Raw genomic sequence first — 24,137 nt, forward strand, 5'->3', positions numbered from 1 at the left:
ATGTAAGCACTTTTTTCATTGCAGTATTTTTTAGACAATGCTATGCTTGTTCTAATGTTATAGGCAGTTGAAGGAGGAATTTTAAGATGATTGCACATATTGCGGGGATCATTGCCGCCATCGCATTTTTACTATTAGTTTGTTTCATCGGGATTTTCTTAGTCCGGATGACGAAAACGATGGGGGAAGTTAACCGAAGTTTAAGTTCCATCACGAATGACGTGGATGCCTTATCACACGAAACTGAAAAAATTATGGCGAATGCCAATGAACTACTTAAGGATGTCAATGGTAAGGTTGCCTCAATTGATCCAGCGTTCCAAGCGATGGGTGATTTAGGTCAAAGTGTTTCGGATTTAAATGCCGCCACGCGGGAATTAACTGCCAAGGTTGGTAAGAACAACGAAAAGAAGAACCGGTTTGCCAGTGCCACTAAGGTTGGTAAAGCTGCGTTTGATGTCTACCGGGATCGCCGGAACAAGAAGACTAACGAAGACGAGGAGGACTAGCGTATGTCAAAAAAAGCATTTTTATTTGGATTAGCTTTAGGTGGGGTCGCAATTGCGCGGGTTTCCATGAAGATGGACGATGACAAGAAAGCTGAATTAAAAGCAAAAGCACAACAAGGCTTAGCCGATTTTAAAGATCGGGCGATTGATTATGCCTTTTACGCTAACGATGCGGCTGAAGATTTCAAAGAAGAAGCTGGCAAGCAATTCGAATTTGCCAAAGATAAAGTGGCTGACTTTGCCGATCAATATCAAGCGGCTAAAGATGAAGGTGGCGCAAGCTTTGGGTCAAGCTTGGATGAAGCAACCGATAGCTTACGTTCCGAATTAGCTAAAGTTGAAGCTGATGACGATAATGTTAATGATGATATCGTGATCGATAGTGCGGAAGCTTTTGGGACTGACACGAGTGCGGACAGCGAAACTGATGCTGACGTTGACAGTGCCGCTGAAGCTGATAATGATGAAACCAGTGCAGCTAGCGATGCAACCAGTACCGCTGATAGTGCTGAAGATGATCAACCAGAAGCGTAAGTGTTAGTGTAATAACAAGCAACGACTAGTCATTGTGATAGGCAATGGGTAGTCGTTTTTTAGTGATGAAAATTTGGAAAACTTAATCGGGGATGAATTTATGATGTACTCAATCGGAACGGTTGCTAAGAAAACTGGGATTTCAAGTTACACCTTGCGCTATTACGATAAAGCGGGCTTAACACCGTTTGTCAAACGTGATGATCAGCTGCAAGCTTTGGCTGATAAGTATGGTGTCACTAAAAATGCCATTGCAACAGCTTGGATCTTACGTCATCCAGCACAAATGCAAGTTATTCTAGGCTAGATGAATCCAGTACACTTGAATGAAAGTATTGCGGGAGTAGATGTCGTTTTGACGAAACAAGAATGGTACGACGTTTATTTTGCAGCCGGTAATGATTTGCCATAATTGAAGCAGTTCAAGAAGATTAGGCCAGCTAGCCTAGTCTTTTTTTATCGAATCACGTGTATTAAAAAACGCTTATGGCTAGGAAAGTAAACGTTTACTTTGTTAAGGGACTCAGCTAAACTTTAATTAACGTAAGGCGGTCAGGAGCCCGCCATTTGGAGGCGTTAGTTAATGAAAAGGGGTATTTATATGCGAACGAGACAACGGGTGTTACTGGGGAGTATCGTTGGTTTAGCTGGTGTTAGCATGATTGGGACGCTGTCGGTGACTGCGGCTACTGTTACAAATGCAAGCACCTCAACAGCAGTGCCAACGACACGAACGGCCACAGTTCCCATCAAAGCACAGCCATACTACACTGGCACAACGGGGCAGTTGGTGACCTTAGCGGGGACTGAACAACAAGTGACGATCACCCCCAGTCAGGCATTAAAGGCGTATGCTAAAACAACTTGGATCGTAACGGGCCAAACTGATATCACGATGCCAACTGGCACGACGACCCGCTATTACCAAGTGAAAAATGCGAAAGATGGGGTTGAAGGTTGGCTTGATCAAGCAGCCGCTAAGCCCGGGCACAATTACCAAACGGGTGCGCCCGTGACGAAAAAGGCCAAAAATTATGTCACAGCCAAAACTGGTAAAGTTTATCAATTAAGTGGCACCCGTGCGGCGATGCAGTTGAGCAATGGCCGGTCGCTAAGTAAAAAGCAAACGTATCGAGCTACAAAACAACGCTATTATTATCGCCATGGCACGAAATATCTGTATTTTTATGTCAAGAGTACCAATGGCACTAAAGGTTGGGTCTGGCATAAATACCTAAAGGGCGGCACTTATGTTGCCGTGGCTAAAAAGCAACAAGCCATCAAAAAACGGTTACGGTCTTATTTAACTGGCGTGACAAAAGATAGTACTTGCATGGTATCCTTTTATAATTTAGCCCCAAAGGCGGGGAGTAAAGCGGCTAAAGCCAATAATGCGGCCGTGTATGCGGATGGTAAATTAGCGGTCCATGCGCGCGGCAATCAAGTGACAACGTCGGCTAGTACGTATAAGTTATATATTGCAGCTTATTTGATGCATTTGAAACAACAAAAGCGGTTTAGCTGGACGGCGGCTAATCGGGCGGGGATGCAACGCATGATCGTCAATAGTGCCAATGATTATCCAGAAAGCATCTTGCATCGTTATGGGGCTACTAATATCAATCGCTGGTTGGCTTCACAAGGGTATTATGGTGGGGTGTTCCGTGCAAATCGGAATGCGTCCACGACGGCTAATAGTTTGAAGCAAGTCTTGTTAGATTTGCAGAATGGTAAAAAAGCCTTCACGAATAAACGAGATCGGGCGTATATCTTGAGTTTGATGGGACGTCAACTTTATCGGCGTGGTATTCCAACTGGGACAGCGCAAGCATTGGCTGGCACGACCGTTCAAGATAAAGTGGGGTTCTTGTATGATCATAATAGTGATGCGGCCATTGTCACTATGCCAAATGGTCACCGTTATGTGTTAGTTGTTATGACAAAAGGTCACGGCCAAAGCGGCTTTTCTGGGTTCCCACGAATTGCTAAAATTGCGAAGCAAGTCCAAAAAATTGTATATTAACTAAAATTAAAACGCTGCGGGCAATCAATTGATTGCTCACAGCGTTATTTTTAGTTAAATTTAGAGATCTAAAATCTTTAAGTCTTTTGACGTATGCGTGAATGGCTTGAAGCCAGCTTTAGTAACGACCCCACAATCTTCAATTCGAACCCCAGCGACGCCTGGAATATAAATCCCAGGTTCAATGGAGAAGCACATGCCTTCAACTAATGGCATGTGATTACCTTCCATGATTGATGGGAATTCGTGGTCGGTTTGACCTAAGCCATGACCTAAACGGTGAATGAAGTATTCGCCATAACCGGCCTTAGTGATGACGTCGCGGGCTAACTTATCGACGTCTTCAGCGGCCATCCCGGGCTTAACAGCGGCTTGGGCTGTTAATTGCGCTTCAAGACAAACATCATAAATTTCTTTTTGTTTGTCAGTTGGTTGTCCATAAGCAATCGTCCGTGAGGCATCAGAAGCATAGCCTTTCCACATGACCCCTAAATCAAACAAGACCAATTCGTTAGGTTTGATTTGTGTTTGGTTAGTGGCACCATGTGGTTCAGCTGCATGGGCACCAGCTTGAATCAAGGTGCCAAAGCTCATTTCCATCACACCTTTTTGCATGAGGGCGTACTGGAGTTCAGCGGCGACTTGTTGTTCAGTCCGGCCAGCTTTAACGGCGGCAAATCCTTGTTCAAAGGCGAAGTCAGCCCATTTACCAGCAACGTTTAGTTTTTCTAATTCATCAGGTGTTTTCACTAAGCGTAATTGTTGGATCATTGGCGACAAGTTTTTGTCAAAGTGCGCCGCTGGAAATTGTTTTTGAACCGCTTGGAAACGATCTAAAGTTAAGTTACCTTCTTCAAGGGCCCAAACCTTAGGATCGGTTAATTGGTCATTAATGTGTTGGGCAATCAACGCATAAGGATCTTCATGGTCTAAGTAACCATAAACCGGATAAGGCCAGCCGGTCCCTTTAATGGCTTCAACTTCCAACGCGGGAGCGAATAGGAATGGTTCCGCGTCCGCAAAGACGAAGAGCGCTAAGGTGCGTTCGATGGGGTCACTCCCGAACCCGGTTAAGTAAGAAATCGTGTGGAAGTCGCTAACGTAAGTCACGTCAACGTGATTATCGACCGTCCATTGACGGACTTGTTGCAGTTTGGTGTAATCCATTGCAAAACACTCCTTATAAAATATTTAGATATATTATCAGTATAGCGCTGTTAGGGGCGAAAAGCTGGGAATAATTCACTGAAAAAGGCGATTATCGCTGTGTAAAATCTTGAATTTTTGAAACAAATACGGTATTATTTTCATGAAAGCGATTTCAATATCCATCATTGGTTGCAACGCAGCCGTTATTTTGCTATATTGGTTGATGTTGCATGAAAACGAATGAAAACAAATGATACCAAGTAAGAAAGGGCTATTTCATATGGAAAAACAAACAGTAACGATTTATGACGTGGCGCGTGAAGCGGCGGTTTCAATGGCCACAGTCTCACGGGTCGTTAATGGGAATCCTAACGTTAAGCCAGCGACTCGCAAAAAGGTCTTGGCAGTTATCGAACGGTTAGACTATCGACCAAATGCTGTCGCGCGAGGCTTAGCAAGTAAGCGCTCAACGACTGTTGGGGTCATTATTCCCGATGTGACGAACATCTACTTTGCTTCATTAGCACGTGGGATTGATGATATTGCGATGATGTACAAATATAACATCATTTTGACCAATTCCGACGATGCTGGCGAACAAGAAGTCAACGTTTTAAATACGTTGATGGCTAAGCAAGTTGATGGGATCATCTTCATGGGGAACCATATTGATGATAAATTACGGGCTGAATTTAAGCGGGCAAAGGCACCAGTTGTCTTAGCTGGGACGGTTGACCCACAAGGTGATACACCTAGTGTCAACATTGATTATGCTGCAGCAGTTGAAGAAGCAGTGACAGCCTTAATCAAACGCGGCCATGAAAAGATTGCGATTGCCTTAGGACCATTGTCACAATCAATCAATGCCGAATACCGGTTGGCCGGCTACAAACGCGCTTTAAACAAAGCGAAGTTACCTTATGATGATAGCTTGGTTTATGAAGCTGGTTATTCATACGATGCCGGGACGAAGTTACAACCGGTGATTGCTGATAGTGGTGCGACGGCAGTATTCGTTGGTGACGACGAAATGGCAGCTGGGATTATCAATGCCAGTGTTGAATCTGGAATCAGTATTCCAGACGACTTAGAAGTCATTACTAGTAATGATACGATTGTGACCCAAATTACGCGGCCCGCAATCACTTCGATTACGCAACCATTATATGATATTGGTGCCGTAGCGATGCGTATGTTAACTAAGTTAATGAATGATAAAGAGTTAGACGAAAAGACCGTGACATTACCATATGGGATTGTTCGGCGGGCGTCGACTAAATCTGCAGAATAAATATAATTAGCGTTATACTAGGCTTAGAACTTCGGTTCTGGGCCTTTTTTGTAGAGTGTGAGGTAAGCCGGGGTGGGACTGAGCATTAGCCTAGCTAGTCAATTAGTCGGTGGGTTGCCGACTGGTTGGCTAGCGTAGCTAAGCGGAAGTCCCAGGCTTGCCGAACACGTTTCAGAAAACCAACGCGCCGCCCAAGAACCCACGAAAGGATGATTCTATGCCAGCATTACCAAAACGCCCCGGCATTGTGCAACTAGGCTTGAAGGCTGCCGCCGAACCTAGTCAATTAATGAATCGGCTGCAGTATCGGCCGACAACTTTTGAATTTTTTACAAGTGCGGCAGATTTTAAACCCGATGCGTTTAAACATTTAAAAAGTGCGATTAATTTTGTTGATGAAAATGTCACGACCGATATCGTGATTCACCATCCGATGAGTTATCATGGCACGCATCTCGATCAATTATTAGACCCCAATCGTGAACGCGAAGCTTATGACTTTCTACAAGATTCCACGAATCGCTTGTTACAACTGGCAACGGATCTAGATGTACGTGTTTTGATTCATGGCGGCTATGGCGGCGGTGAGAGTGCGAGCTTGATAAAGGAATATCCATCGTTAGCTGAAGCGCGAGCCACTGTCTTTGCCCGGTTAGATGAAATCGTGCGTCAAGGGAATGGCCATGTCATGATTGAAAATGGGATTACCCCAAGTTTTATGTATGGCGACCCACAATTAGACGAACAAATCATCCAACATCATTTACCATTAGTCTGTGATTTAAGTCATGTCTTCATTGGCTTACATGGTGATATGAACTTGACGATGCTAGCGTTGAAACGGCTAAAGCCGTTGATTCAACATTATCATTTGGTGGACTCATTGGGCCAAAAACATGATAGTTTGCCATTAGGTGAAGGTCTAATTGATTGGCAACGGGTATTAGGCGAGTTAAATCCGGCAGCCAGTATGATTTATGAAGTGCCAGATGAGTCTGATAGTACTTGTGCCAATATGTTGCAAAGCTATCATTACTTGCGGAGCTTAGAAACAAAGTTAATTGAAAGTCGAGGTAGTGCTGATGCCTAAAGTTGTGGTCCACATTGACGAGGTTGCCAAAGTCGCCATGGCGATGGGCAACGTCCGTAACTTATTGGCGGCATTGCCAACTAGTAAGGTGATTATCGTTGTCAATGGTCCAGCAGTGACGACCTTGACTTCGGCTGACTGGGCCACATTTATCACTGATAACCCGCAAGTCGAAATCGATGCGTGTCACAATGCTTTGATGAGTCATCAACTGGTTGCAACGGACTTAGTGGCTGGTGTTAAAGTCGTCCCAGCTGGCGTTGTGCGGATTGTCGAATTAGAAGCACAAGGGTTTAATTATTTGAAACCGTAAATGAAGGGATCGTCAAATGACAGCTCAAATTAAGTTTCAACAGCGCTCACGTGAATTAGTTTGCGAAAATGATAACAAAAAAACTGAAATCTATAATCAAGTTAAGTTACAAGCGGCCTTGATCGACTTTGGTTTAGTGATGGTCCCATTGGCATATGATTCGGCTGGCGCTGATTTTTTGTTGACTGATTTTGAAGGCAATCAAATGATCAAAGTACAGTTAAAAGCAAGAATTACCGTCTCTAAAAAGTATGCCGGTAAGCACTTGTATATGGCTTTCCCCATGGATAGCAAACAACCAGATCGTGATTGGGTCATTGTAGCCCATGATGAATTAGCCGAGTTGTGGGGAAAAACGGAAACGACCGATTACTTGGCAAACGGTGGCTATACAGCCAAAACCGTGCCACAACAATTACAGGCTAAGATTCAAGCCCGGTCAGTATTAGATCACGTCATTCAATTATAGGTAGGTTGTAATCGACAGTCTTTGAAGATAGCGTTCAGCATAAAGAAGCCTATGGCGTAATTATCGGGTACTGTATACACTATCCAGGTGAAATGACGCGGCTTAAATCGTGTTTCCGGTTCCAAACCTTGAATTTAGCTGGTTTATTTGGTAAGATACTAACCGTATGTTTAATCATAAATCGAATAAATAAAAGAAAAGAGGAGTCACAATGTCAGGACATTCAAAATGGCATAACATTCAAGGACGTAAAAACGCCCAAGATGCTAAACGTGGGAAGATTTTCCAAAAAATCTCTCGTGAACTTTATATGGCTGTAAAAGCTGGGGGTCCTGATCCAGATTCTAACGCGAACTTGCGCTTAATCATGGATAAGGCCAAAGCTGCCAACATGCCTAAAGACAATATTAAACGGGCGGTTGATAAAGGTAGTGGCTCCGGTGCGGAAAACTACGAAGAAGTTACCTACGAAGGCTACGGCCCTGGTGGTATCGCCGTTCTGGTTCACGCATTGACTGACAACAAGAACCGGACTGCTGCTGCAGTTCGTTCAGCCTTCACGCATCATGGCGGCGCTTTAGCTGCAACTGGTGCGGTTAGTTACATGTTTGAACGGAAGGGTTACATCGTGATTGCTCGTGAAGATTTAGATACGGACGAAGATACGATGTTAATGGATGTTTTGGATGCTGGTGGCGATGATTTACAAGCTAGCGACGAAGCATTCGAAATCTATACTGATCCTAAGCAATTAGCTGAAGTTCGGGATGCGTTACAAGAAAAAGGGTATACTTTGGCAACTGCTGAATTAACCATGATTCCTGAAAACTTGACCGATGTTCCAGCTGACAAGGTTGAAAAGTTACAACACATGCTTGAAGAATTAGAAGATAACGACGACGTATCTGAAGTATACGAAGCTGCTAACTTCCCAGACTAATAAAGCGGTTATGAACGATTACTGTGACGCCCATTTGGGGTGTGATGGTAATCGTTTTTTTATTATCTAAGTTAATTATTACTAATAAATCGTGTTCTAGCTGGTGTCTGATGCGGGGGTTTGCTAAAATTAGGGCAGTAATCGTGCGAAGGGACGGATAATGAATGAATAAAGTAACCGTATTAGGAAGTTTAAATGTTGATACGATTTTGCGGTTCAAACGGTTTCCAAAACCGGGCGAAACCTTGCCGCTAACCGGTAAAAGTATTGCTGGTGGTGGTAAGGGTGCCAATCAAGCCATCGCAGCAGCTCGGGCTGGTGCCCAGACGGCATTTATTGGCAAAGTTGGTCAAGACCAAGAAGGCGACTTCATGGTAAAGCAATTAACTGACAGCCAAGTTGATGACCAGTTTGTTGCCCATAGTGATCAAGCGGCGACCGGGTCAGCATTTATTTTGCTAGATAGTAGTAGTGAAAACCGGATCTTAATTGATGGTGGTACGAATCAACAAGTCACAGCTGCCGATGTTGACGCAGCACAAAGCGCGATTGCGGCGAGCGATTTTTTGATTGCGCAATTTGAAACCCCAATTGCAGCGACGACCCACGGCTTTGAACTGGCACATGCTGCTGGCAAACGGACGATTTTAAACCCAGCGCCTGCAACTGCGGCAGTGCCAGCGGATTTATTAGCATTAACTGATTTAATCGTGCCAAACGAAACGGAAACGGAAACTTTAACGGGTGTTCATATTACAGATGAACATTCCATGATTAAGGCGGCTGAAAAATTACAAGCACAAGGCATTAGCACCATCATCATTACGGTTGGTAGTAAGGGTGCTTTTTGGATGCGCGAAACTGACCATGGCTTTGTGCCAGCTTATAAAGTAAACGCGGTTGATACGACTGCGGCTGGTGACACCTTTATTGGGGCGTTGAGTTCTGTGTTGCACCCAGACTTTAGCAATTTAGCTGAAGCAGTGCGGCTAGCTAATCGGGCGTCATCATTAGCAGTACAACAATTAGGGGCCCAACCATCGATTCCAACTAAGGCTGAAATTATCGCGGCTGAGCGCGCCTAGACGCAATTTAATTTAGAATATGTGTGCACCACCTTTAATTTATTTTTTTAAAGGTGGTGCTTTTTTAGTCCAAATTTTAGTTGGCTGCGGAGCTGCTGGTTGAAAGGGGGGAATAGGAACTCGTGACAGTTGAACAACAGTTACAAACGATTATTCAGGCAGCCATTGAGGCGCAGGCAAGTGATATTTATTGGTTGCCAGCAACGACTGACTATCAAATCATGATGCAAAGTGCCGGACAATTGACGACGATACAAACTGTTTCGACGACGATTGGTCAGCAGCTGATCAATCACATTAAGTATCGCAGTAATATGGCGATTAGTGATCATCGCCGACCGCAACTAGGGGCGATGACGTTGAACATGCAAGCTGAAACGTTAAACGTGCGTATCTCTAGTGTGGGCGACTTTTTAGGACGTGAATCACTCGTGTTACGGTTGCTGTATCAAGATAATCCGACTAAATTGCAATACTTGATCCCACAACAGCGGACTAGATTGGCCCAAGCCTTACAAGGTAGTGGACTAGTCTTGTTCTCGGGGCCAATGGGATCAGGTAAAACGACGACGATGTATGACTTAGTACGGCAATTTGGTGGACAAAAAGTGGTCATGACGATTGAAGATCCAGTTGAAATTTATGAACCACGGTTTTTGCAACTGCAAGTTAATCCAACGGCTCAGATGACCTACGCAGATTTACTAAAAGTTGGGTTACGACATCATCCTGAAATCTTCATTATTGGTGAGATTCGTGATGCCGAGACCGCCCAAATTGCCGTTCAAGCGGCGCTAAGCGGTCATCTAGTTCTCAGCACCATCCATGCCCGTGGCGTGTATGGCGTTAGCCCCCGCCTACAACAATTAGGCGTGGATGCGTTGACGTTGCAACAAGCGTTGGCGGCTGTCAGTTATCAGCGGCTGGTGACGTTGACAGATGCTAGCCAAGCGACATTATTTGATATCGTGACTGATCCCGCTGAGTTGGTTACCCCAACGGGGCAGTTAATGACGACAGAATGGAGTGAATTAATTGAATCCCAAAGCTTATTGGGCCGCCTTAGTGCGCGCGTGGCCGCTAGTCTCCAATGAGACCCAGCGACTCACGATTAAACAACAGGCGTTTTTATTTGAAACTTTAGCGGATCTAATTAATAACGGTTTTTCATTGCAAGCGGCGATGCGGTTTGTGGTCGATGTTCAGGGCCGCCAATTTAAATTATTGGCCCCGGTGATTACAAGCTTAGCCAATGGGGCCAGTTTAGCGGCGGCTTTACAAGATTATGTGGCGATTGATTTGTACTATCAATTGTTAATTGCTGAAGAACATGGTGAACTAACGACGACGTTAATTCAAGCTGGTCAGCTCATGCGAACCAAAGCGACGCAGCAACAACAGATACGTCGGTTGTTACAGTATCCAATGGTTTTACTGGTCTTACTAGTTGGCACCTTAGTAATGGTCAAAACAGCGATTTTACCTAACTTTGACCAAGCTTTGACGGCCCCTGCGCAATCGATGTCTTGGCAACTGATCTTAGGTAGCTTAGCGACCATTATCGGGCTAGGTGGGTTGCTAGTTGGCGGGCAATTGAAACGATTACCAGTTCGCGAACGGTACCAATATTTAGTTCGTTGGCCGATTGTTGGGGCGTTAATACGCACTTATTGTGGCTATTACTTGGCATTAAATGCCGGCATGCTGTTGTCAGGTGGGCTCGGCTTGCGTGCGATTTGTGAGGTGAGTCGTCATTTTCACGTGCAGTCGTTAATTCAACAACAAGGGGTTGCCGTTGAACAAGCTTTGATGAATGGTCAAGCATTGCCTGAAATTATTCGTGATGATCGTTTATTACCAAATGAGTTGGCAGTCTTAGTCGGTAAGCAGAGTCCGACGTCTCAGCTCAGTAAAGAATTGATTTATTTTGCTACTTTGCAGTATGACCGACTAGTCCGCGATTTGAATCGCCTGATTAGTTGGATTCAACCGCTGATGTTCATGATTATTGCAATTGTGATTGTCGGCACGTATCTGAGTATTTTGTTACCGATGTATCATTCAATGGGGGAATTAGTAAAATGATAAAAATGAAACGACTGTTAAAGCGCACTGCCGCACCGCGTAAAGGATTTACGCTGATTGAAATGGTGATTGTGTTGGCGATCATTGCGTTGTTGATGTTAATTATTGTGCCTAATTTAAATAATCAGCGTGAGAGTGCTGGAAAGCGCCAAAAAGAAGCCTTAACACAAGTAGTTGAAAACCAAGCAGAAATGTATGCTAATGACAATGACATTAAAAATAGTGATTGGAAAGAACAAATTACCTTTGAAAAATTGGAACATGATGGCTATTTGAACAAGAAACAAATTGAGAAGGCTAAGAAACAAGATATTAAGATTCCGGAGAAAGCGGTCGTTGGCTCAAAACGTGCGTAAAGGTTTTACGTTGCTAGAAAGTAGTGTTGTTTTGGTACTGCTGGGTAGTATGTTATTAATCAGTATGTATCAATTTCCATCAAGACAGCAACAAATTACCAATGAGAAAATGTTTTGGGAACAATTTAATGTGCTATGGCACCAGAGTATTTATCAGGCCAGTTCAAAGCACGAAGCGTGGTGGGTGATGTTTGATCAGGCAACTGGGAACCAACCAGCTAAGGTCTCTTTTATTAGAGCAAAGCCATGGCATAAGTCTGAAGACATCAGAATAACCTTACCAGTACCGAAAACAATTGATTATAAAAGGACCACTGCAACTAGAGGTAGGATCGCGATTAGTCCGACTGGTCATCCGCGTCCAAGTAAGACTATTTTCGTTTCTACTTTGAAAAAGGAGACGATTACAATCACAACATTAATGGGATGGGGTGCTTATCATACGACTGTTACAAAAAAGTAAGCCGGGTTTTATTATGGCTGAAACGACGATCGCGTTAACTTTGTTAGTCGGGACGGTCGTTTTCTGGGGGAGCTTTGAAGTCTTTATGCAAACCCACGAGAGGGCGGCGATTCGACAAATCCAAGTTGCAAGGCAGCACTATGAACAGCAACAACTTAAACAACATACTTTCAAAGCTAAAATGGTCGGTAAACATGCGGCATAGGCGACCTGGTTTTACGTTGATTGAAGTCGTTTTGGCATTGAGTGTGTTATTGATCGTTGGTAGCGTGATCCTGCAAGGTGAAACGAGTATTTTGAAACGGTCTAAGCAACCTATTCCAGAAGTTGAGTGGTATTTGATGTTGCATGAACTGGAGAATCCAGAGCATCAATTCGTTGTTGAACCGACAAAGTCAGTAACTAATATTTATGCTAAAGGAAAGGTCTTCTACCTTAATGTGAGTAAAAAGCACGATTTAAGATTATTTGGTCTTCAAGGTGGTTATATTGTGTTAATGAATAACATTGCTGAATATCATCTGGATAAAGACTTGAATTTATCAGTAAAGACGTTAAAAGATCAGTGGTTTAAGTCAAGGTTACTCTTACCAAAAAAGGCGGTTACCAAATGAAAAAACGACGTGGCACGATTTTATTATCGGTCCTAAGTTTCATCCTAATTTTCAGTGCCTTTGAAACTTATCGTTATTTGAATTACGTTCAACGCCAGCAAGTTTATCACGCTTTGATTTATGACTATCAACATCCAGCGGCCATGCCTGTGCAAAAAAGCACAAAGTCTCATCGGCAAGATTCAAAGAAATCAAGCAACTCATCACGAGGTAAAGATAGCGTTTCCGCGCATCGTCAGGGCTCCCGCTTGAATTAGTTTCTGAAAATCGTTAAGATTGACAGGTACTAAAGTTTTTTGAAGAGGTGAGCATTCTGGCACAATCAGCAACTGAAACTTTATTTAAAGTTTTAGACCAATCAGTGACAATCTTAATGCAACAATTGTCTGTTTCATATGTCGATGCATTAATTGAAACCGGCGATAACTTACTCAGTCAGTCCGTACAGATCGAAGCTGGTAAACCAGACGCGACTAGTGCGGCCAAGCTGCAAGCATTATATGCGACAGTCGATCTTAGTCAATTAGACGCTGAAACGATTCGGCGTGCCATTCAATTAGCGTTATTAAAAGCGATCCACAGTGATCGGGTTGATCCTAACCATCAAATGACGCCTGATTCAATCGGTTTATTAACGGCTTATTTGATAGCCAAGCTTGTTGGCCCGGATGACCAATTGTCGATTTTAGACATTGCGGTCGGTACTGGGAACTTATTGACGACAGTTATTAATCAATTGCAACCGACACGGCAAACGGCCATTCAAGGTTATGGTGTCGATAATGATGATAACCAGCTCGCAATTGCGGCAATGAGCATGGAGATGCAACAATCTAAAGTCGAACTATTCCATCAAGACGCAATTGATCCATTGGTCATGCCAAAGACAACAATTGCCATTGGTGATTTACCTGTAGGGTATTACCCATTAGACGAACGAGTTCAAGCTTTCAAGACTAAAGCCACCAACGGGCATTCTTATACCCACCATTTAATGATGGAACGGGCGATGGATCAACTAGCACCTGGTGGTTGGGGTGTCTTCTTAGTGCCAACTAACATTTTCCAATCGCAAGAAGCCCAGGGCCTTTTGCAATGGATGAGTTCTGCGGCCTATTTACAAGGGTTACTTAACTTACCAGCCAACTTGTTCTTAGACGAAAAGTCACAAAAATCAGTTGTCGTCTTGCAAAAGCGTGGCGACCATGCGAAACAAGCGGGCAAAGTTTTGTTGGGTGAATTTCCATCCTTTGAAGATACACGGGCGTTTGAAGCGTTCACGGCTCAGATTGATACTTGGGTCGGCCAAAATATTACCCGTTAAGGAGTGAGTCTATTGGGGAAGACAATTGCAATTAATGCTGGGAGTTCGACTTTGAAGTTCAAGCTATTTGAAATGCCACAAGAAGCGGTGATTGCAAGTGGTGCGGTTGAACGAATTGGCTTTGACGAATCACCGGTGCACATCCGTTATGGGTTAGATCATAAGTACCGTGAACGTGAAGCAGTACCGGATCATTTAACCGCCGTCAACATTATTTTAGATGAATTAATTAAGTTGCATATTATTGAAAGCTACGATGAAATCACCGGTGTCGGCCATCGCGTGGTGGCTGGTGGTGAGTTGTTTAAAGATTCTGTTTTGATTACAGATGATGTTTTAAAACAAATCGAAGCCTTAGCTGAATATGCGCCGTTGCATAATCCAGCGAATGCAGTGGGTATTCGCGCTTTTAAAAAGATTTTACCCAATGTGCCAGCGGTGGCGGTTTTTGATACGTCGTTCCATACGAGTATGCCGAAGACCAACTACTTATATTCATTGCCATATGACTATTATGAAAAGTACGGTGCCCGTAAATTTGGGGCTCATGGGACGAGTCACCGTTATGTCGCGGGCCGTGCTGCCAAGTTGCTTGGACGGCCACTAGCGGATATGAAGTTAATCACACTACATTTAGGTGCTGGAAGTTCGATCACCGCAATCCAAAACGGTCAAAGTTTGGATACTTCGATGGGCTTTACCCCGTTAGCTGGGATTACAATGGCGACGCGTTCTGGTGACGTTGATCCATCATTGATTGCCTATTTAATGAAGAAGCTAAAGATTCAAGATCCAGATGAGATGTTGAAGATTCTAAATACGCAGTCGGGCTTGTTAGGAATTAGTGGCTCCGCCGATATGAAAGAACTTGAGGAGCGCTGTGATACTGATCCACAAGCCCAATTGGCGATTGATATCTTTGTTAATCGTATTGTGAAGTATGTCGGTGCTTATGTTGCTGAGATGCAAGGTGTCGATGCGATTGTCATTACGGCTGGTATTGGCGAACGAGATGCCAAGATGCGTCAACGGATTGCCGATCGACTAGGTTACTTTGGGGTCGCAATCGATCCACATAAAAACCAAGTAAGTGGGGTTGAACGGGACCTGAGTACCGCTGAAGCAGCGACTCGGTTCGTCTTGATTCCAACAGATGAAGAATTAATGATTGCACGTGATGTTGCGCGGGTTGGTCATCCTGACCAGGCGTAACCACGTTTTAGCGGGCTTAGCAGTGATTGCTAGGCGCGCTTTTTTGTTGTTCACATGAAATCTATTCATCTTAATGTGTCTTAGCTTCATGTGATTCACGTTAATTGAATCGTTAATTAACCAAACGTTAATAATCTAATAAGGCTTGCTAACCCCCACTTTAAAACGCTTACGTTACTTGAACTTAACGTTGATTTGCTATTATTGGCATAGACCAGTTTTGCTAAAACCGTCAGTGCATCCTTTTGAATGCCGTGAAAGTCACCGGTATAATACTTGCAAGGGGAGTGCTGATATTATGAAAGAAAGTCAACAGCCCGATGGTGAACAACTATCACGGGGCTTGAAAAGTCGTCATGTGCAATTAATTGCGATTGGCGGCACAATTGGGACCGGCTTATTCTTAGGGGCCGGTCAATCCATCCACTTAGCAGGACCATCAATCTTAATTGCGTATCTCGTTACTGGATTGATGTGTTTCTTATTAATGCGAGCGTTAGGCGAGTTACTCTTGTCGGACTTAAATACGCATTCGTATATTGATTTTATTCGCCAATACTTAGGTGACCGGACCGGTTTTGTTGCCGGTTGGACGTATTGGGTTTGTTGGGTCACTATTGCGATGGCTGAAATTACCGCTGCGGGTGAATATATGCAGTTCTGGTTCCCCAAGTTGCCACAATGGGTGCCAGGCTTCATTATCTTGATTTTACTGTTAGCGTTAAATTCAGTTAACGTCTCAGCTTTTGGGGAAACTGAGTTCTGGTTTGCGATTATTAAAATTGCGGCAATTATTGCCTTGATTGCTGTTGGGATTGGAATGGTCGTATTCAGTGTGAAAACACCGGTCGGCCATGCCAGTCTATCAAATTTAGTGAGTTATGGTGGCTTTATGCCCCATGGTATTAAAGGGTTAGTGTTGTCATTTCAGATGGTATTGTTTAGTTTTATCGGGATTGAGATGGTTGGGATGACGGCCTCAGAAACCGAAGATCCTAAGACCGTTATTCCTAAAGCGATTGACAATATTCCCGTTCGAATCATTTTGTTTTACGTGGGTTCATTGTTCTTCTTAATGTGTATGTATCCATGGCGGTACTTCTCAGCAGCCCACAGTCCGTTTGTCCAAGTCTTTACGAACTTGGGGATTACCTCCGCTGCAGCCATTATCAATTTCGTGGTGTTGACCGCGGCCGCATCGTCTTGTAACAGTGCACTTTTCAGTACTGGGCGTATGTTATTTTCTTTGACATATGGTAAGTCAGGCAAGTTTGCCAAATCAATGGGCAAATTGTCACCAAGTCAAGTACCACGCAATGCGTTGAACTTTTCAGCAGTGATTATTGGTTTAGCGGTGTTGTTAAACTTCGTGATGCCAGGGAAAGTCTTTTCGCTAATTGCTAGTGTGTCGACAACGTGTTTCATCTTTATTTGGGGCGCCATCGTCCTCACACATTTGGCTTATCGGCGTAAGATTGGTAAGGATACATCGAAACGTTTCCGGATGCCGTTTTTCCCATTGTCAGATTATTTGATCTTGCTTTTCTTAGGCTTTATCGCCATCGTCTTATGCTTTAAGACAGAAACCTTGATTGCCTTGATTGCTTCGGTTATTTGGTTGATCATCTTATATAGTATTAAAGTGATTGATGACCGGATGCATCGGGCACGTTAATCAGTAAGTCGACTACCAACTTGGTAGTCGACTTTTTTCGTTAGAGCCGCGGTGCTGTTATTTGTCAGGTTAAGCGGTACAATTAATCGTGACGTTAAATTTCTTAAAACGAGGGACGATTATGCAATATTTTACTTCCGATACCCATTTTTATCATGCAGACTTACTCGGGATGAATGACTTTGCGCCGCGCCCATTTCCAGACGTGGCAACCATGAATCAAACGATTATTGACCATTGGAATGCACGGGTGACTGATCAAGATACCGTTTATCATTTGGGTGATGTGGCCCTGTATTTTACGCGACCAGCCAAAGTGTCTTATGAACGGGTGTTAGCGATTTTGACGCAGTTACATGGTAAAATTATCTTTATCAAAGGGAATCATGACTCACGGGCTTTCTTTAAATATTTGGCTGCACATGATCCACAATTAAATGGACAGCCTAAGTTTGAGTTTCACGACGTAGGTGTTTTGATCAAGTATGACCATCGTCAGTATTATATGACGCATTATCCGATGATGATGGGGATTGTGAAGCAAATTATTAACTTACATGGGCATATCCATCATTATGCGGTTAATATTAAAGAAAATATCAATGTTGGGGTGGATACCCCTGAGACGGACTATTTGGATCATCAAGTGCCATTCGGGGCACCGTTCTCATTAGCTGAAATCGAGCAAATGGTTGCAGGCAAAGCGATTGATTTTGCTAAGCGTCAGTAGAGCGGTGCTTGACCGGTCTCATGGAATGCTTTAGGATTAACGGAGATAATTATTGAGGGGCGACCAGCATGAGTGAACAGGTGACGATTTTACATACGAATGATCTACATTCGCATTTTGAACATTGGCCACGTATTCGGCGGTATTTACTGACACAACAAGCGACGCAACAGGCCGCTGGACATTCAGTGTTGACACTGGATTTAGGCGATGCCGTCGACCGCGCTCATCCGTTATCGGAGGCAACTCGCGGGCAAGCTAATGTGCAATTATTGAATCAAATTGGTTATGATGCCGCGACGATTGGTAACAATGAAGGCTTAGGCTTAACGCATCAAGAACTCGACCGCCTCTATCAAGCGGCCAATTTTGATGTTGTGTTAGATAATCTAGTCGATACGCAGTCAGGGGACCAACCAGACTGGGCATTGCCAGCTAAAATTATCACGACGTCAACTGGCACTCGGATTTTATTATTCGCTTTTACAGCACCATTTATCTTGACCTATCCGTTAAATGGTTGGACCCCAGCGACAGTTAAAGCACGATTACCACAACTGTTACAACAGTATGCTGGTCAATACGATGTCTTGGTGATTATGTCACACTTAGGAATTAACGTTGATCGTTGGTTAGCCAAGCATTATCCAGCGATTGATGTCATTATTGGGAGTCATACGCATCATTTACTAGTCAATGGTGAAAATGACCACGGCGTGTTAGTTGCGGCGGCCGGAAAATTTGGTGAGTATGTTGGGAAGATTAGTTTGACGATTAATGCTGAACATCATGTGATTGCGAGTCAAGCGCAAACGGTCGCAACGGCTTCGTTACCAGTTATGCCGACCGATGCAACTGAGATTGCACAATGGCAGGCGGATGGTGAACACTTATTGTCACAACAAGTGATTGCCAAATCACCACGTCAATTAAAACCTCATTGGCATCATCGTAGTGAATTAACGGCTCTCGGATTACAAGCAATCACTAGTTATGCGGGAACTGACTTAGGCATGCTAAATGGTGGCCTGTTTATGCGGGATTTGCCCGCTGGCCCGGTGAACTTAAATGACCTGCATACGATGTTGCCCCATGCGATGCATGTGATTCGGGTGACGCTTAGCGGTCAAGAGCTATGGCGTTTAGTCTATGAGATGGAACTGGCCCGACCATTTTTAAACAAGTATCAAATTCACGGGATGGGTTTTCGTGGCCAAGTCTTTGGTTATATTCAGTATCAAGGCTTGAAATGGCATCATCATACCCATACATTGGATGTGTTAGGCCAACCAGTGGACTATCAGCAGCACTATCAGATTGCGTTACTAGATCATCATTTATTTATTCCGTTCTTCCCAACGTTAACGATTGGTGGACAGACGGAAATCTTATTTAAAGCATTTTTACGGACGGTCGTGGGTGACTACTTAGCTACCCAGTGGCCGCTGGATAATTAGAAAGGAGGGGGCAGTTTGAACCGCGATCATATTAATGAATTGGCTGAACAACAAGCCGAACGGCGACAAAACCTGTATCAGGGTGTCCGCCTCGACCGCAACCATATTGAAGTCAACAAACACCCCTTTGAAATCGCCTTTGAATATCGCGATGGCTTTGACTTGGACAAGTTTGTTGAACGTTTTAGCCCGATATTGAATAAGTACGATTACATCGTTGGTGATTGGGGCTTTGAACAACTTCGGTTGAAAGGCTTTTATCGTGATGATGTTAAGGACGCCCAACGTGCCCAAACAATTGGTGCCGTCCAAGATTATTTATACGAATATTGTAACTTTGGCTGCGCGTACTTTATTTTAAAAAATGAACGCGTCATCAAACCTAAGCGGACGAGTCATAGTCGTAAAGATGACCGCCGCAGTACGAACAATAAACGTGATAAGCAATCACGGGGCCGTAGTAATCGGAGTAGTAGCCGGAGCAAACAGCGGCGTAAGTCTAACCATAAGGCATTTACGACCAAGCACAAAGCCGCACCATTTACCGAAAAGCAGCAAAAGCCGGCTAACGTTAAAGCAAGTAGTGGTAATCAGGCACGAACGACTAAGCAAAATAACGGTAAACGGCATTTTACAATTCGACAGAAGTAGAGAGGAATTTGACACTTGAGTAAGTATAAGGGTTATTTAATTGATTTAGATGGGACAGTTTACAAGGGGAGCGAACGCATTCCGGCAGCTAAACGCTTTATTGAACGGCTTCAAGCCAGCAATACCGACTTTTTACTAGTGACCAACAACACGACGAAGTCACCAGAAGATGTGGCTGAAAATTTGGCGACTAACCATGACATTCATGTTAGTCCTGCTAATGTGTATACGGCCGCACTAGCCACCGCTGATTATGTTAATGACTTAGCCGGTGACGGTGAAAAGACGATGTATGTGATTGGTGAACTAGGGTTAAAGGGCGCAATGCTTGAAAAGGGCTTTACTTTTAATGAAAAGACCCCTCGATTTGTGATTGTCGGCTTAGATTATGATGCCACTTACCACAAGTTTGAATTGGCAACATTAGCCATTAAGCGTGGTGCCAAATTTATCGGAACCAATGCTGATACCAATTTACCTAATGAACGAGGCTTAGTGCCAGGGGCTGGCTCGGTTATTGCGATGGTTGAACGGGCCACACAACAAAAAGCCACGTACGTTGGGAAACCAGAGACAATCATTATGCAAAAGGCTATCGACCGTATTGGTTTAGACAAACAAGACTGTGTCATGGTTGGCGATAACTATATGACTGATATCTCAGCGGCAATTAACTTTGAAATGGATTCACTGTTAGTGTATACCGGGGTTTCAACGCCAGAATTAGTGGCCAAACAAGCGGTTAAACCAACAAATGAAGTCAATTCATTAGATGAATGGGACTTAGACGATGGCGTGGCTAAATAAGGGACGCGACTGGTTATTGTGGCTAGGACTATACTTGTGGGCGCTTAGTGGCACGATTATCGTGACGATTAACGCAGTCTGGCTGTATTGGGTGAATGCCCACTTGCAACACCTCGGGTCCTTAGTAAACCTCGCTACCGGCCGTTTAATGACCAATTACTTGCAATTGCTTGCTTACTTGAACTTCCCCTGGGTCGGCAAACTTAAAATGACTGATTTCACGGATTCGACGAGTGCATTGATTCATTTTGCCGACGTTAAGGGATTATTTATGCTAGATTATGCGGTTTTTATCCTAACGAGTATCACCACGTACTACTTTTGGCGACGACTAAAACGGCAACAGCAGTTATGGCGTTTTGTATTGCCGATGCAAACGGCGCTGTGGGTGCCCCCAATCATTGCGGCTGTAATGGCGGTTAATTTTGATCAATTTTTCATTTATTTCCATGAGCTACTATTCCGTAATGACGATTGGTTGTTTGACCCGCTGTATGATCGGATTATTATCGTGTTACCAGATACCTTTTTCTTGCAATGTTTTGTGTTAGCGATTCTAGTTTTAGAATGGATTTTTGCGACTTACTTGATGATCGGTAAGCGCGCATTGAAATCATTATAGAAAAAAGCTCGTCATCATTAACGATGGCGAGCTTTTTTACATGGCGTTAATTTTCTTCTTCTTCGGCCGGATGACTGAAGCGCGCTTTAACTGCTGAGAAGACGGCTGGAATCAATGATACTAAGATGATGCCAATAACGACCATTGAGAAGTGTTCTTTGACGAATGGAATGTTACCAAAGTAATAACCGCCACCGCAGCAAAGGACGACCCATAAAATACAGCCGATGACATTGTAGCGAATGAATTGTCGGTATTCCATGCGACTGCTAGCAGCCACAAATGGCACAAAAGTCCGAATAATCGGCATAAAGCGGGCGATTGTGACCGTAATACCACCATGTTTTTCGAAGAACTTTTCAGATTTAGCAAGTTGTTTTTGATTAATCAGTCGCCCGAACCAGGATGTTCGAGTTAAGGCTTCTCCTAAGGAGTGACCAATTAGGAAGTTTAATGAGTCACCGGCAAGGGCTGCCACTAGAAATAAAATGACAAATGACCAGATGTGTAAGCCGTAACTCGGATTGGCTGCTAAGGCACACGCCGCAAAGAGTAGTGAATCCCCAGGTAAGAAGGGGAGAATTACGGCCCCGGTTTCCACGAAGATAATGGCAAACAAGATAAAGTACGTCCAGATGCCAAAGCTATTAACGATCGTAACTAAGTGTTGATCAATGTGAAGCACGAAATCAACTAAAAAACTCATAATAACCTCCAACTATATATTAACTTTTTGACTGATACAGCATACCAGATAATGCTTATGAATACTATGATACACACTAAATCGCAACTGAAACCTTAAGAATAGGTGGATTTTACTAGTATTTTGCCAAATTCTCTTGTATTATCGAGATATTCTATGAAGAAAAAGGTGATCGCGTGGCTTACCCACAAGTAGATTTATCCCAAGTAAAGGGACCTAAAGCAACGATTAAAACAAACTATGGTGATATTAACGTTCAATTGTTCCCAGAACAAGCACCAAAGAGTGTTGAAAACTTTGTCGGTTTGGCAAAGAAGGGCTATTACGATGGTATTATCTTCCATCGAATTATTCCTGATTTTATGATTCAAGGTGGCGATCCAACCGGCACTGGCATGGGTGGCGAAAGTCTTTGGGGTAATCAATTCGAAGATGAATTCTCTAAAGAAGTCTTCAACATCCGTGGGGCGTTGTCAATGGCTAACGCTGGTCCAAATACGAATGGTAGTCAATTCTTTATTGTTCAAAACCAACATTTACAAGATGGCATGGCTGACCAAATGCGCCAAGCTGGCTATCCTGAAGAAATTGTTACGGCATATGGTGAAGGTGGGACGCCGTGGTTAGATTTCCGCCATACTGTTTTTGGTGCTGTTAGTGATGGGATGGATATTGTGGATACGATTGCTAAAGTCAAGACCGGCATGCAAGACAAACCAGTTAAAGACGTCGTAATTGAAACAATTAGTATTGAAGATTAGTTTTACGCAAGCAGTTGCCAAGTCGGCAGCTGCTTTTTTACGTTTTGAAATCTTATCAATCCAGGTTATAATATTTAGGATTAAAGAATTATCGAATACTATTATTTTTAAGAAGGGACGTTACCATGAGTAATTATCGTATTGGGATGCAAGTCCATGGACGGGTCACGGGTATTCAACCTTATGGTGCCTTTGTGACTTTAGATGCTGATCACCAAGGCTTGATTCATATTTCGGAGTGCCATGAAGGTTATGTCAAGAGTATTGCTGACTATTTGCAAGTTGGCCAAGCTGTTGATGTGGTTGTATTAGATATTGACGAATATACCGGTAAGATTAGCTTGTCATTACGGTGTGTCGAACATGCACCACATCATACAACCAATGATTTAGAAATCTATAAAACATTTCGGCATAAACACTTTTGGACTAATCGGCATGTTCATGCTGGATTTGATCCGATTGCCAATCACATGGATGGTTGGATCAATGATTCGCTTAGTCGATTGCAAGAAGGGGGCCATTAGATGAAGAAACAAGTTGCCGGAACTATTATGGTCGTCGACGATACTGGCGCCAGCTTTTTAGTAAAGCCAGCAGACAGTGGGCAGTATAACTTTGATAGTTTTCCTGTACTAGCTGGGCACACGCCATTAGCAACAGTATTAGATAAGTTACGACGACAAGTGGGGTTAGATGTTGAACAGTTGCGACTATTTGACTCAGTGATTGCAGAAGTTGATCAAGAAAAGGTGTCGTTATTTGTATTCAATCACATGGCGGTTGATGATAGTGTACGCGAACTATGTCAAAAGGCAGGGTTGGCATTTGTGCCAGCAAGCCAGTTACATCAGCTTTTTGAACGGGTCCATGTTAATACAACACCAATGTTTGAAAATTTATCGAAATAACCCTTGACCTGCATACTAATCCTTGGTAAGATATTACTTGTCGCTGCGAGAGGTGCTGCTAAACAGCTTAACCACAGTGACTAACCAACATATTAGGATGACGAAGTCAGCTGTATAAATATTCAACTTCTTCGAAAAAAGAGTTGACAGCTTGAAATTGATTTGTTATTCTAATAAACGTTGCGTTGAGCAAATACGACGCACGACTTGATGAAAAAGATATTTTAAAAAGTTGTTGACAAGATGTTGATTACTTGATAAGATGATTAAGTTGTGTTGAGGCAATCAACCAACGATTTAGACCTTTGAAAACTGAACAAAGTTTCGACGAATCAAATGTGTAGGGTCTACTAATTTAAT

General features: G+C 43.4%; 29 protein-coding genes and 1 pseudogene. 28 read left to right on the forward strand and 2 right to left on the reverse strand.

The genetic code is table 11. The features are described from left to right. Window positions 1–86: 86 nt before the first annotated feature. From FFM75_RS12410 to FFM75_RS12425, 4 genes and pseudogenes are all read left to right on the forward strand, one after another. A complete protein-coding gene (locus FFM75_RS12410; protein ID WP_137629483.1) occupies window positions 87–509 on the forward strand; it encodes a DUF948 domain-containing protein in 423 nt (140 codons plus the stop codon). Window positions 510–512: 3 nt separating this feature from the next. Beyond that, window positions 513–1,043, forward strand: a complete 531-nt coding sequence (locus FFM75_RS12415; RefSeq protein WP_137629484.1) for a YtxH domain-containing protein — start codon at window positions 513–515, stop codon at window positions 1,041–1,043. A gap of 103 nt (window positions 1,044–1,146) precedes the next feature. Then, window positions 1,147–1,455: pseudogene (locus FFM75_RS12420) on the forward strand (aldo/keto reductase). 189 nt (window positions 1,456–1,644) lie between these two features. Continuing rightward, a complete protein-coding gene (locus FFM75_RS12425) occupies window positions 1,645–3,066 on the forward strand; it encodes a serine hydrolase (RefSeq protein ID WP_171001505.1) in 1,422 nt (473 codons plus the stop codon). Between the two features lie 60 nt (window positions 3,067–3,126). On the opposite strand, the gene FFM75_RS12430 is transcribed toward FFM75_RS12425, so the two are convergent. Further along, a complete protein-coding gene (locus FFM75_RS12430; protein ID WP_137629486.1) occupies window positions 3,127–4,233 on the reverse strand; it encodes a M24 family metallopeptidase in 1,107 nt (368 codons plus the stop codon). Between the two features lie 262 nt (window positions 4,234–4,495). On the opposite strand from FFM75_RS12430, the gene ccpA reads away from it, so the two are divergent. From ccpA to FFM75_RS12535, 21 genes are all read left to right on the forward strand, one after another. Beyond that, window positions 4,496–5,506: a catabolite control protein A gene (gene ccpA / locus FFM75_RS12435; protein ID WP_137629487.1), complete on the forward strand. Its 1,011-nt coding sequence runs from the start codon at window positions 4,496–4,498 to the stop codon at window positions 5,504–5,506. A gap of 217 nt (window positions 5,507–5,723) precedes the next feature. After that, window positions 5,724–6,596, forward strand: coding sequence for a TIM barrel protein (locus FFM75_RS12440; RefSeq protein ID WP_137629488.1), 873 nt, complete (start codon window positions 5,724–5,726; stop codon window positions 6,594–6,596). Continuing rightward, window positions 6,589–6,909, forward strand: coding sequence for a DsrE family protein (locus FFM75_RS12445; RefSeq protein ID WP_137629489.1), 321 nt, complete (start codon window positions 6,589–6,591; stop codon window positions 6,907–6,909). The genes FFM75_RS12440 and FFM75_RS12445 overlap by 8 nt, the downstream gene beginning before the upstream one ends. 16 nt (window positions 6,910–6,925) lie before the next feature. Then, window positions 6,926–7,378 (forward strand): hypothetical protein, encoded by a 453-nt coding sequence (locus FFM75_RS12450; protein ID WP_137629490.1) that lies wholly within the window; start codon window positions 6,926–6,928, stop codon window positions 7,376–7,378. Window positions 7,379–7,589: 211 nt separating this feature from the next. After that, window positions 7,590–8,318 carry a YebC/PmpR family DNA-binding transcriptional regulator gene (locus tag FFM75_RS12455; protein WP_137629491.1) on the forward strand — a complete coding sequence of 243 codons (729 nt, stop codon included), beginning with the start codon at window positions 7,590–7,592 and terminating at the stop codon, window positions 8,316–8,318. Window positions 8,319–8,482: 164 nt separating this feature from the next. Beyond that, window positions 8,483–9,403, forward strand: coding sequence for a ribokinase (rbsK, locus tag FFM75_RS12460; protein ID WP_137629492.1), 921 nt, complete (start codon window positions 8,483–8,485; stop codon window positions 9,401–9,403). Between the two features lie 122 nt (window positions 9,404–9,525). Then, window positions 9,526–10,497 carry a competence type IV pilus ATPase ComGA gene (comGA, locus tag FFM75_RS12465; protein WP_137629493.1) on the forward strand — a complete coding sequence of 324 codons (972 nt, stop codon included), beginning with the start codon at window positions 9,526–9,528 and terminating at the stop codon, window positions 10,495–10,497. Then, entirely contained in the window at window positions 10,439–11,488 is a 1,050-nt protein-coding gene (locus tag FFM75_RS12470; protein ID WP_223876679.1) for a type II secretion system F family protein, read from the forward strand. Before comGA ends, FFM75_RS12470 begins: the two co-directional genes overlap by 59 nt. Beyond that, window positions 11,485–11,844 carry a competence type IV pilus major pilin ComGC gene (comGC, locus tag FFM75_RS12475; RefSeq protein ID WP_137629494.1) on the forward strand — a complete coding sequence of 120 codons (360 nt, stop codon included), beginning with the start codon at window positions 11,485–11,487 and terminating at the stop codon, window positions 11,842–11,844. Before FFM75_RS12470 ends, comGC begins: the two co-directional genes overlap by 4 nt. Then, window positions 11,825–12,307 carry a type II secretion system protein gene (locus FFM75_RS12480; RefSeq protein WP_171001506.1) on the forward strand — a complete coding sequence of 161 codons (483 nt, stop codon included), beginning with the start codon at window positions 11,825–11,827 and terminating at the stop codon, window positions 12,305–12,307. Before comGC ends, FFM75_RS12480 begins: the two co-directional genes overlap by 20 nt. A gap of 13 nt (window positions 12,308–12,320) precedes the next feature. Beyond that, window positions 12,321–12,512: a histidine kinase gene (locus FFM75_RS12485; protein ID WP_137629496.1), complete on the forward strand. Its 192-nt coding sequence runs from the start codon at window positions 12,321–12,323 to the stop codon at window positions 12,510–12,512. Further along, on the forward strand, window positions 12,502–12,921 hold the full coding sequence (locus tag FFM75_RS12490) for a type II secretion system protein (protein WP_171001507.1): 420 nt from the start codon (window positions 12,502–12,504) through the stop codon (window positions 12,919–12,921). Before FFM75_RS12485 ends, FFM75_RS12490 begins: the two co-directional genes overlap by 11 nt. Beyond that, entirely contained in the window at window positions 12,918–13,178 is a 261-nt protein-coding gene (locus FFM75_RS12495; RefSeq protein WP_137629498.1) for a hypothetical protein, read from the forward strand. The genes FFM75_RS12490 and FFM75_RS12495 overlap by 4 nt, the downstream gene beginning before the upstream one ends. A gap of 56 nt (window positions 13,179–13,234) precedes the next feature. Beyond that, on the forward strand, window positions 13,235–14,245 hold the full coding sequence (locus tag FFM75_RS12500; RefSeq protein ID WP_137629509.1) for a class I SAM-dependent methyltransferase: 1,011 nt from the start codon (window positions 13,235–13,237) through the stop codon (window positions 14,243–14,245). A gap of 12 nt (window positions 14,246–14,257) precedes the next feature. Beyond that, window positions 14,258–15,457, forward strand: coding sequence for an acetate/propionate family kinase (locus FFM75_RS12505; RefSeq protein WP_137629499.1), 1,200 nt, complete (start codon window positions 14,258–14,260; stop codon window positions 15,455–15,457). A gap of 295 nt (window positions 15,458–15,752) precedes the next feature. Further along, window positions 15,753–17,132, forward strand: coding sequence for an amino acid permease (locus FFM75_RS12510; protein WP_137629510.1), 1,380 nt, complete (start codon window positions 15,753–15,755; stop codon window positions 17,130–17,132). 121 nt (window positions 17,133–17,253) lie between these two features. Beyond that, window positions 17,254–17,862: a metallophosphoesterase gene (locus FFM75_RS12515; RefSeq protein WP_137629500.1), complete on the forward strand. Its 609-nt coding sequence runs from the start codon at window positions 17,254–17,256 to the stop codon at window positions 17,860–17,862. Between the two features lie 68 nt (window positions 17,863–17,930). Further along, entirely contained in the window at window positions 17,931–19,319 is a 1,389-nt protein-coding gene (locus tag FFM75_RS12520; RefSeq protein ID WP_137629501.1) for a bifunctional metallophosphatase/5'-nucleotidase, read from the forward strand. A gap of 15 nt (window positions 19,320–19,334) precedes the next feature. Beyond that, window positions 19,335–19,970 (forward strand): YutD family protein, encoded by a 636-nt coding sequence (locus FFM75_RS12525; protein ID WP_137629502.1) that lies wholly within the window; start codon window positions 19,335–19,337, stop codon window positions 19,968–19,970. A 15-nt stretch (window positions 19,971–19,985) separates the two neighbouring features. After that, entirely contained in the window at window positions 19,986–20,777 is a 792-nt protein-coding gene (locus FFM75_RS12530) for a TIGR01457 family HAD-type hydrolase (RefSeq protein ID WP_137629503.1), read from the forward strand. After that, window positions 20,761–21,399, forward strand: coding sequence for a TIGR01906 family membrane protein (locus FFM75_RS12535; protein WP_137629504.1), 639 nt, complete (start codon window positions 20,761–20,763; stop codon window positions 21,397–21,399). Before FFM75_RS12530 ends, FFM75_RS12535 begins: the two co-directional genes overlap by 17 nt. Window positions 21,400–21,445: 46 nt before the next feature. Here the strand turns inward: FFM75_RS12535 and FFM75_RS12540 are convergent, their stop codons facing one another. Further along, window positions 21,446–22,105, reverse strand: a complete 660-nt coding sequence (locus FFM75_RS12540; protein WP_137629505.1) for a VTT domain-containing protein — start codon at window positions 22,103–22,105, stop codon at window positions 21,446–21,448. Between the two features lie 176 nt (window positions 22,106–22,281). On the opposite strand from FFM75_RS12540, the gene FFM75_RS12545 reads away from it, so the two are divergent. From FFM75_RS12545 to FFM75_RS12555, 3 genes are all read left to right on the forward strand, one after another. Further along, window positions 22,282–22,866 carry a peptidylprolyl isomerase gene (locus tag FFM75_RS12545; protein WP_137629506.1) on the forward strand — a complete coding sequence of 195 codons (585 nt, stop codon included), beginning with the start codon at window positions 22,282–22,284 and terminating at the stop codon, window positions 22,864–22,866. 125 nt (window positions 22,867–22,991) lie between these two features. Then, on the forward strand, window positions 22,992–23,393 hold the full coding sequence (locus tag FFM75_RS12550; protein ID WP_137629507.1) for a CvfD/Ygs/GSP13 family RNA-binding post-transcriptional regulator: 402 nt from the start codon (window positions 22,992–22,994) through the stop codon (window positions 23,391–23,393). Continuing rightward, window positions 23,394–23,777 carry a hypothetical protein gene (locus tag FFM75_RS12555; protein WP_137629508.1) on the forward strand — a complete coding sequence of 128 codons (384 nt, stop codon included), beginning with the start codon at window positions 23,394–23,396 and terminating at the stop codon, window positions 23,775–23,777. The last annotated feature ends 360 nt before the right edge of the window (window positions 23,778–24,137 follow it).

It is taken from the genome of Lactiplantibacillus daowaiensis (assembly GCF_005405085.1).
Classification (GTDB): Bacteria; Bacillota; Bacilli; order Lactobacillales; family Lactobacillaceae; genus Lactiplantibacillus; species Lactiplantibacillus daowaiensis.

Bases quoted from the DNA above. Each gene is read 5' to 3' on its own strand.
- FFM75_RS12415 (WP_137629484.1), top strand. From the start codon at position 513: ATGTCAAAAAAAGCATTTTTATTTGGATTAGCTTTAGGTGGGGTCGCA.
- FFM75_RS12535 (WP_137629504.1), top strand. From the start codon at position 20,761: ATGGCGTGGCTAAATAAGGGACGCGACTGGTTATTGTGGCTAGGACTA.
- FFM75_RS12540 (WP_137629505.1), bottom strand. From the start codon at position 22,105: ATGAGTTTTTTAGTTGATTTCGTGCTTCACATTGATCAACACTTAGTT.
- FFM75_RS12485 (WP_137629496.1), top strand. From the start codon at position 12,321: ATGGCTGAAACGACGATCGCGTTAACTTTGTTAGTCGGGACGGTCGTT.
- FFM75_RS12520 (WP_137629501.1), top strand. From the start codon at position 17,931: ATGAGTGAACAGGTGACGATTTTACATACGAATGATCTACATTCGCAT.
- FFM75_RS12430 (WP_137629486.1), bottom strand. From the start codon at position 4,233: ATGGATTACACCAAACTGCAACAAGTCCGTCAATGGACGGTCGATAAT.
- rbsK (WP_137629492.1), top strand. From the start codon at position 8,483: ATGAATAAAGTAACCGTATTAGGAAGTTTAAATGTTGATACGATTTTG.
- FFM75_RS12410 (WP_137629483.1), top strand. From the start codon at position 87: ATGATTGCACATATTGCGGGGATCATTGCCGCCATCGCATTTTTACTA.
- FFM75_RS12455 (WP_137629491.1), top strand. From the start codon at position 7,590: ATGTCAGGACATTCAAAATGGCATAACATTCAAGGACGTAAAAACGCC.
- ccpA (WP_137629487.1), top strand. From the start codon at position 4,496: ATGGAAAAACAAACAGTAACGATTTATGACGTGGCGCGTGAAGCGGCG.
- FFM75_RS12440 (WP_137629488.1), top strand. From the start codon at position 5,724: ATGCCAGCATTACCAAAACGCCCCGGCATTGTGCAACTAGGCTTGAAG.
- FFM75_RS12445 (WP_137629489.1), top strand. From the start codon at position 6,589: ATGCCTAAAGTTGTGGTCCACATTGACGAGGTTGCCAAAGTCGCCATG.
- FFM75_RS12450 (WP_137629490.1), top strand. From the start codon at position 6,926: ATGACAGCTCAAATTAAGTTTCAACAGCGCTCACGTGAATTAGTTTGC.
- FFM75_RS12490 (WP_171001507.1), top strand. From the start codon at position 12,502: ATGCGGCATAGGCGACCTGGTTTTACGTTGATTGAAGTCGTTTTGGCA.
- FFM75_RS12515 (WP_137629500.1), top strand. From the start codon at position 17,254: ATGCAATATTTTACTTCCGATACCCATTTTTATCATGCAGACTTACTC.
- FFM75_RS12555 (WP_137629508.1), top strand. From the start codon at position 23,394: ATGAAGAAACAAGTTGCCGGAACTATTATGGTCGTCGACGATACTGGC.
- comGC (WP_137629494.1), top strand. From the start codon at position 11,485: ATGATAAAAATGAAACGACTGTTAAAGCGCACTGCCGCACCGCGTAAA.
- FFM75_RS12425 (WP_171001505.1), top strand. From the start codon at position 1,645: ATGCGAACGAGACAACGGGTGTTACTGGGGAGTATCGTTGGTTTAGCT.
- FFM75_RS12495 (WP_137629498.1), top strand. From the start codon at position 12,918: ATGAAAAAACGACGTGGCACGATTTTATTATCGGTCCTAAGTTTCATC.
- FFM75_RS12550 (WP_137629507.1), top strand. From the start codon at position 22,992: ATGAGTAATTATCGTATTGGGATGCAAGTCCATGGACGGGTCACGGGT.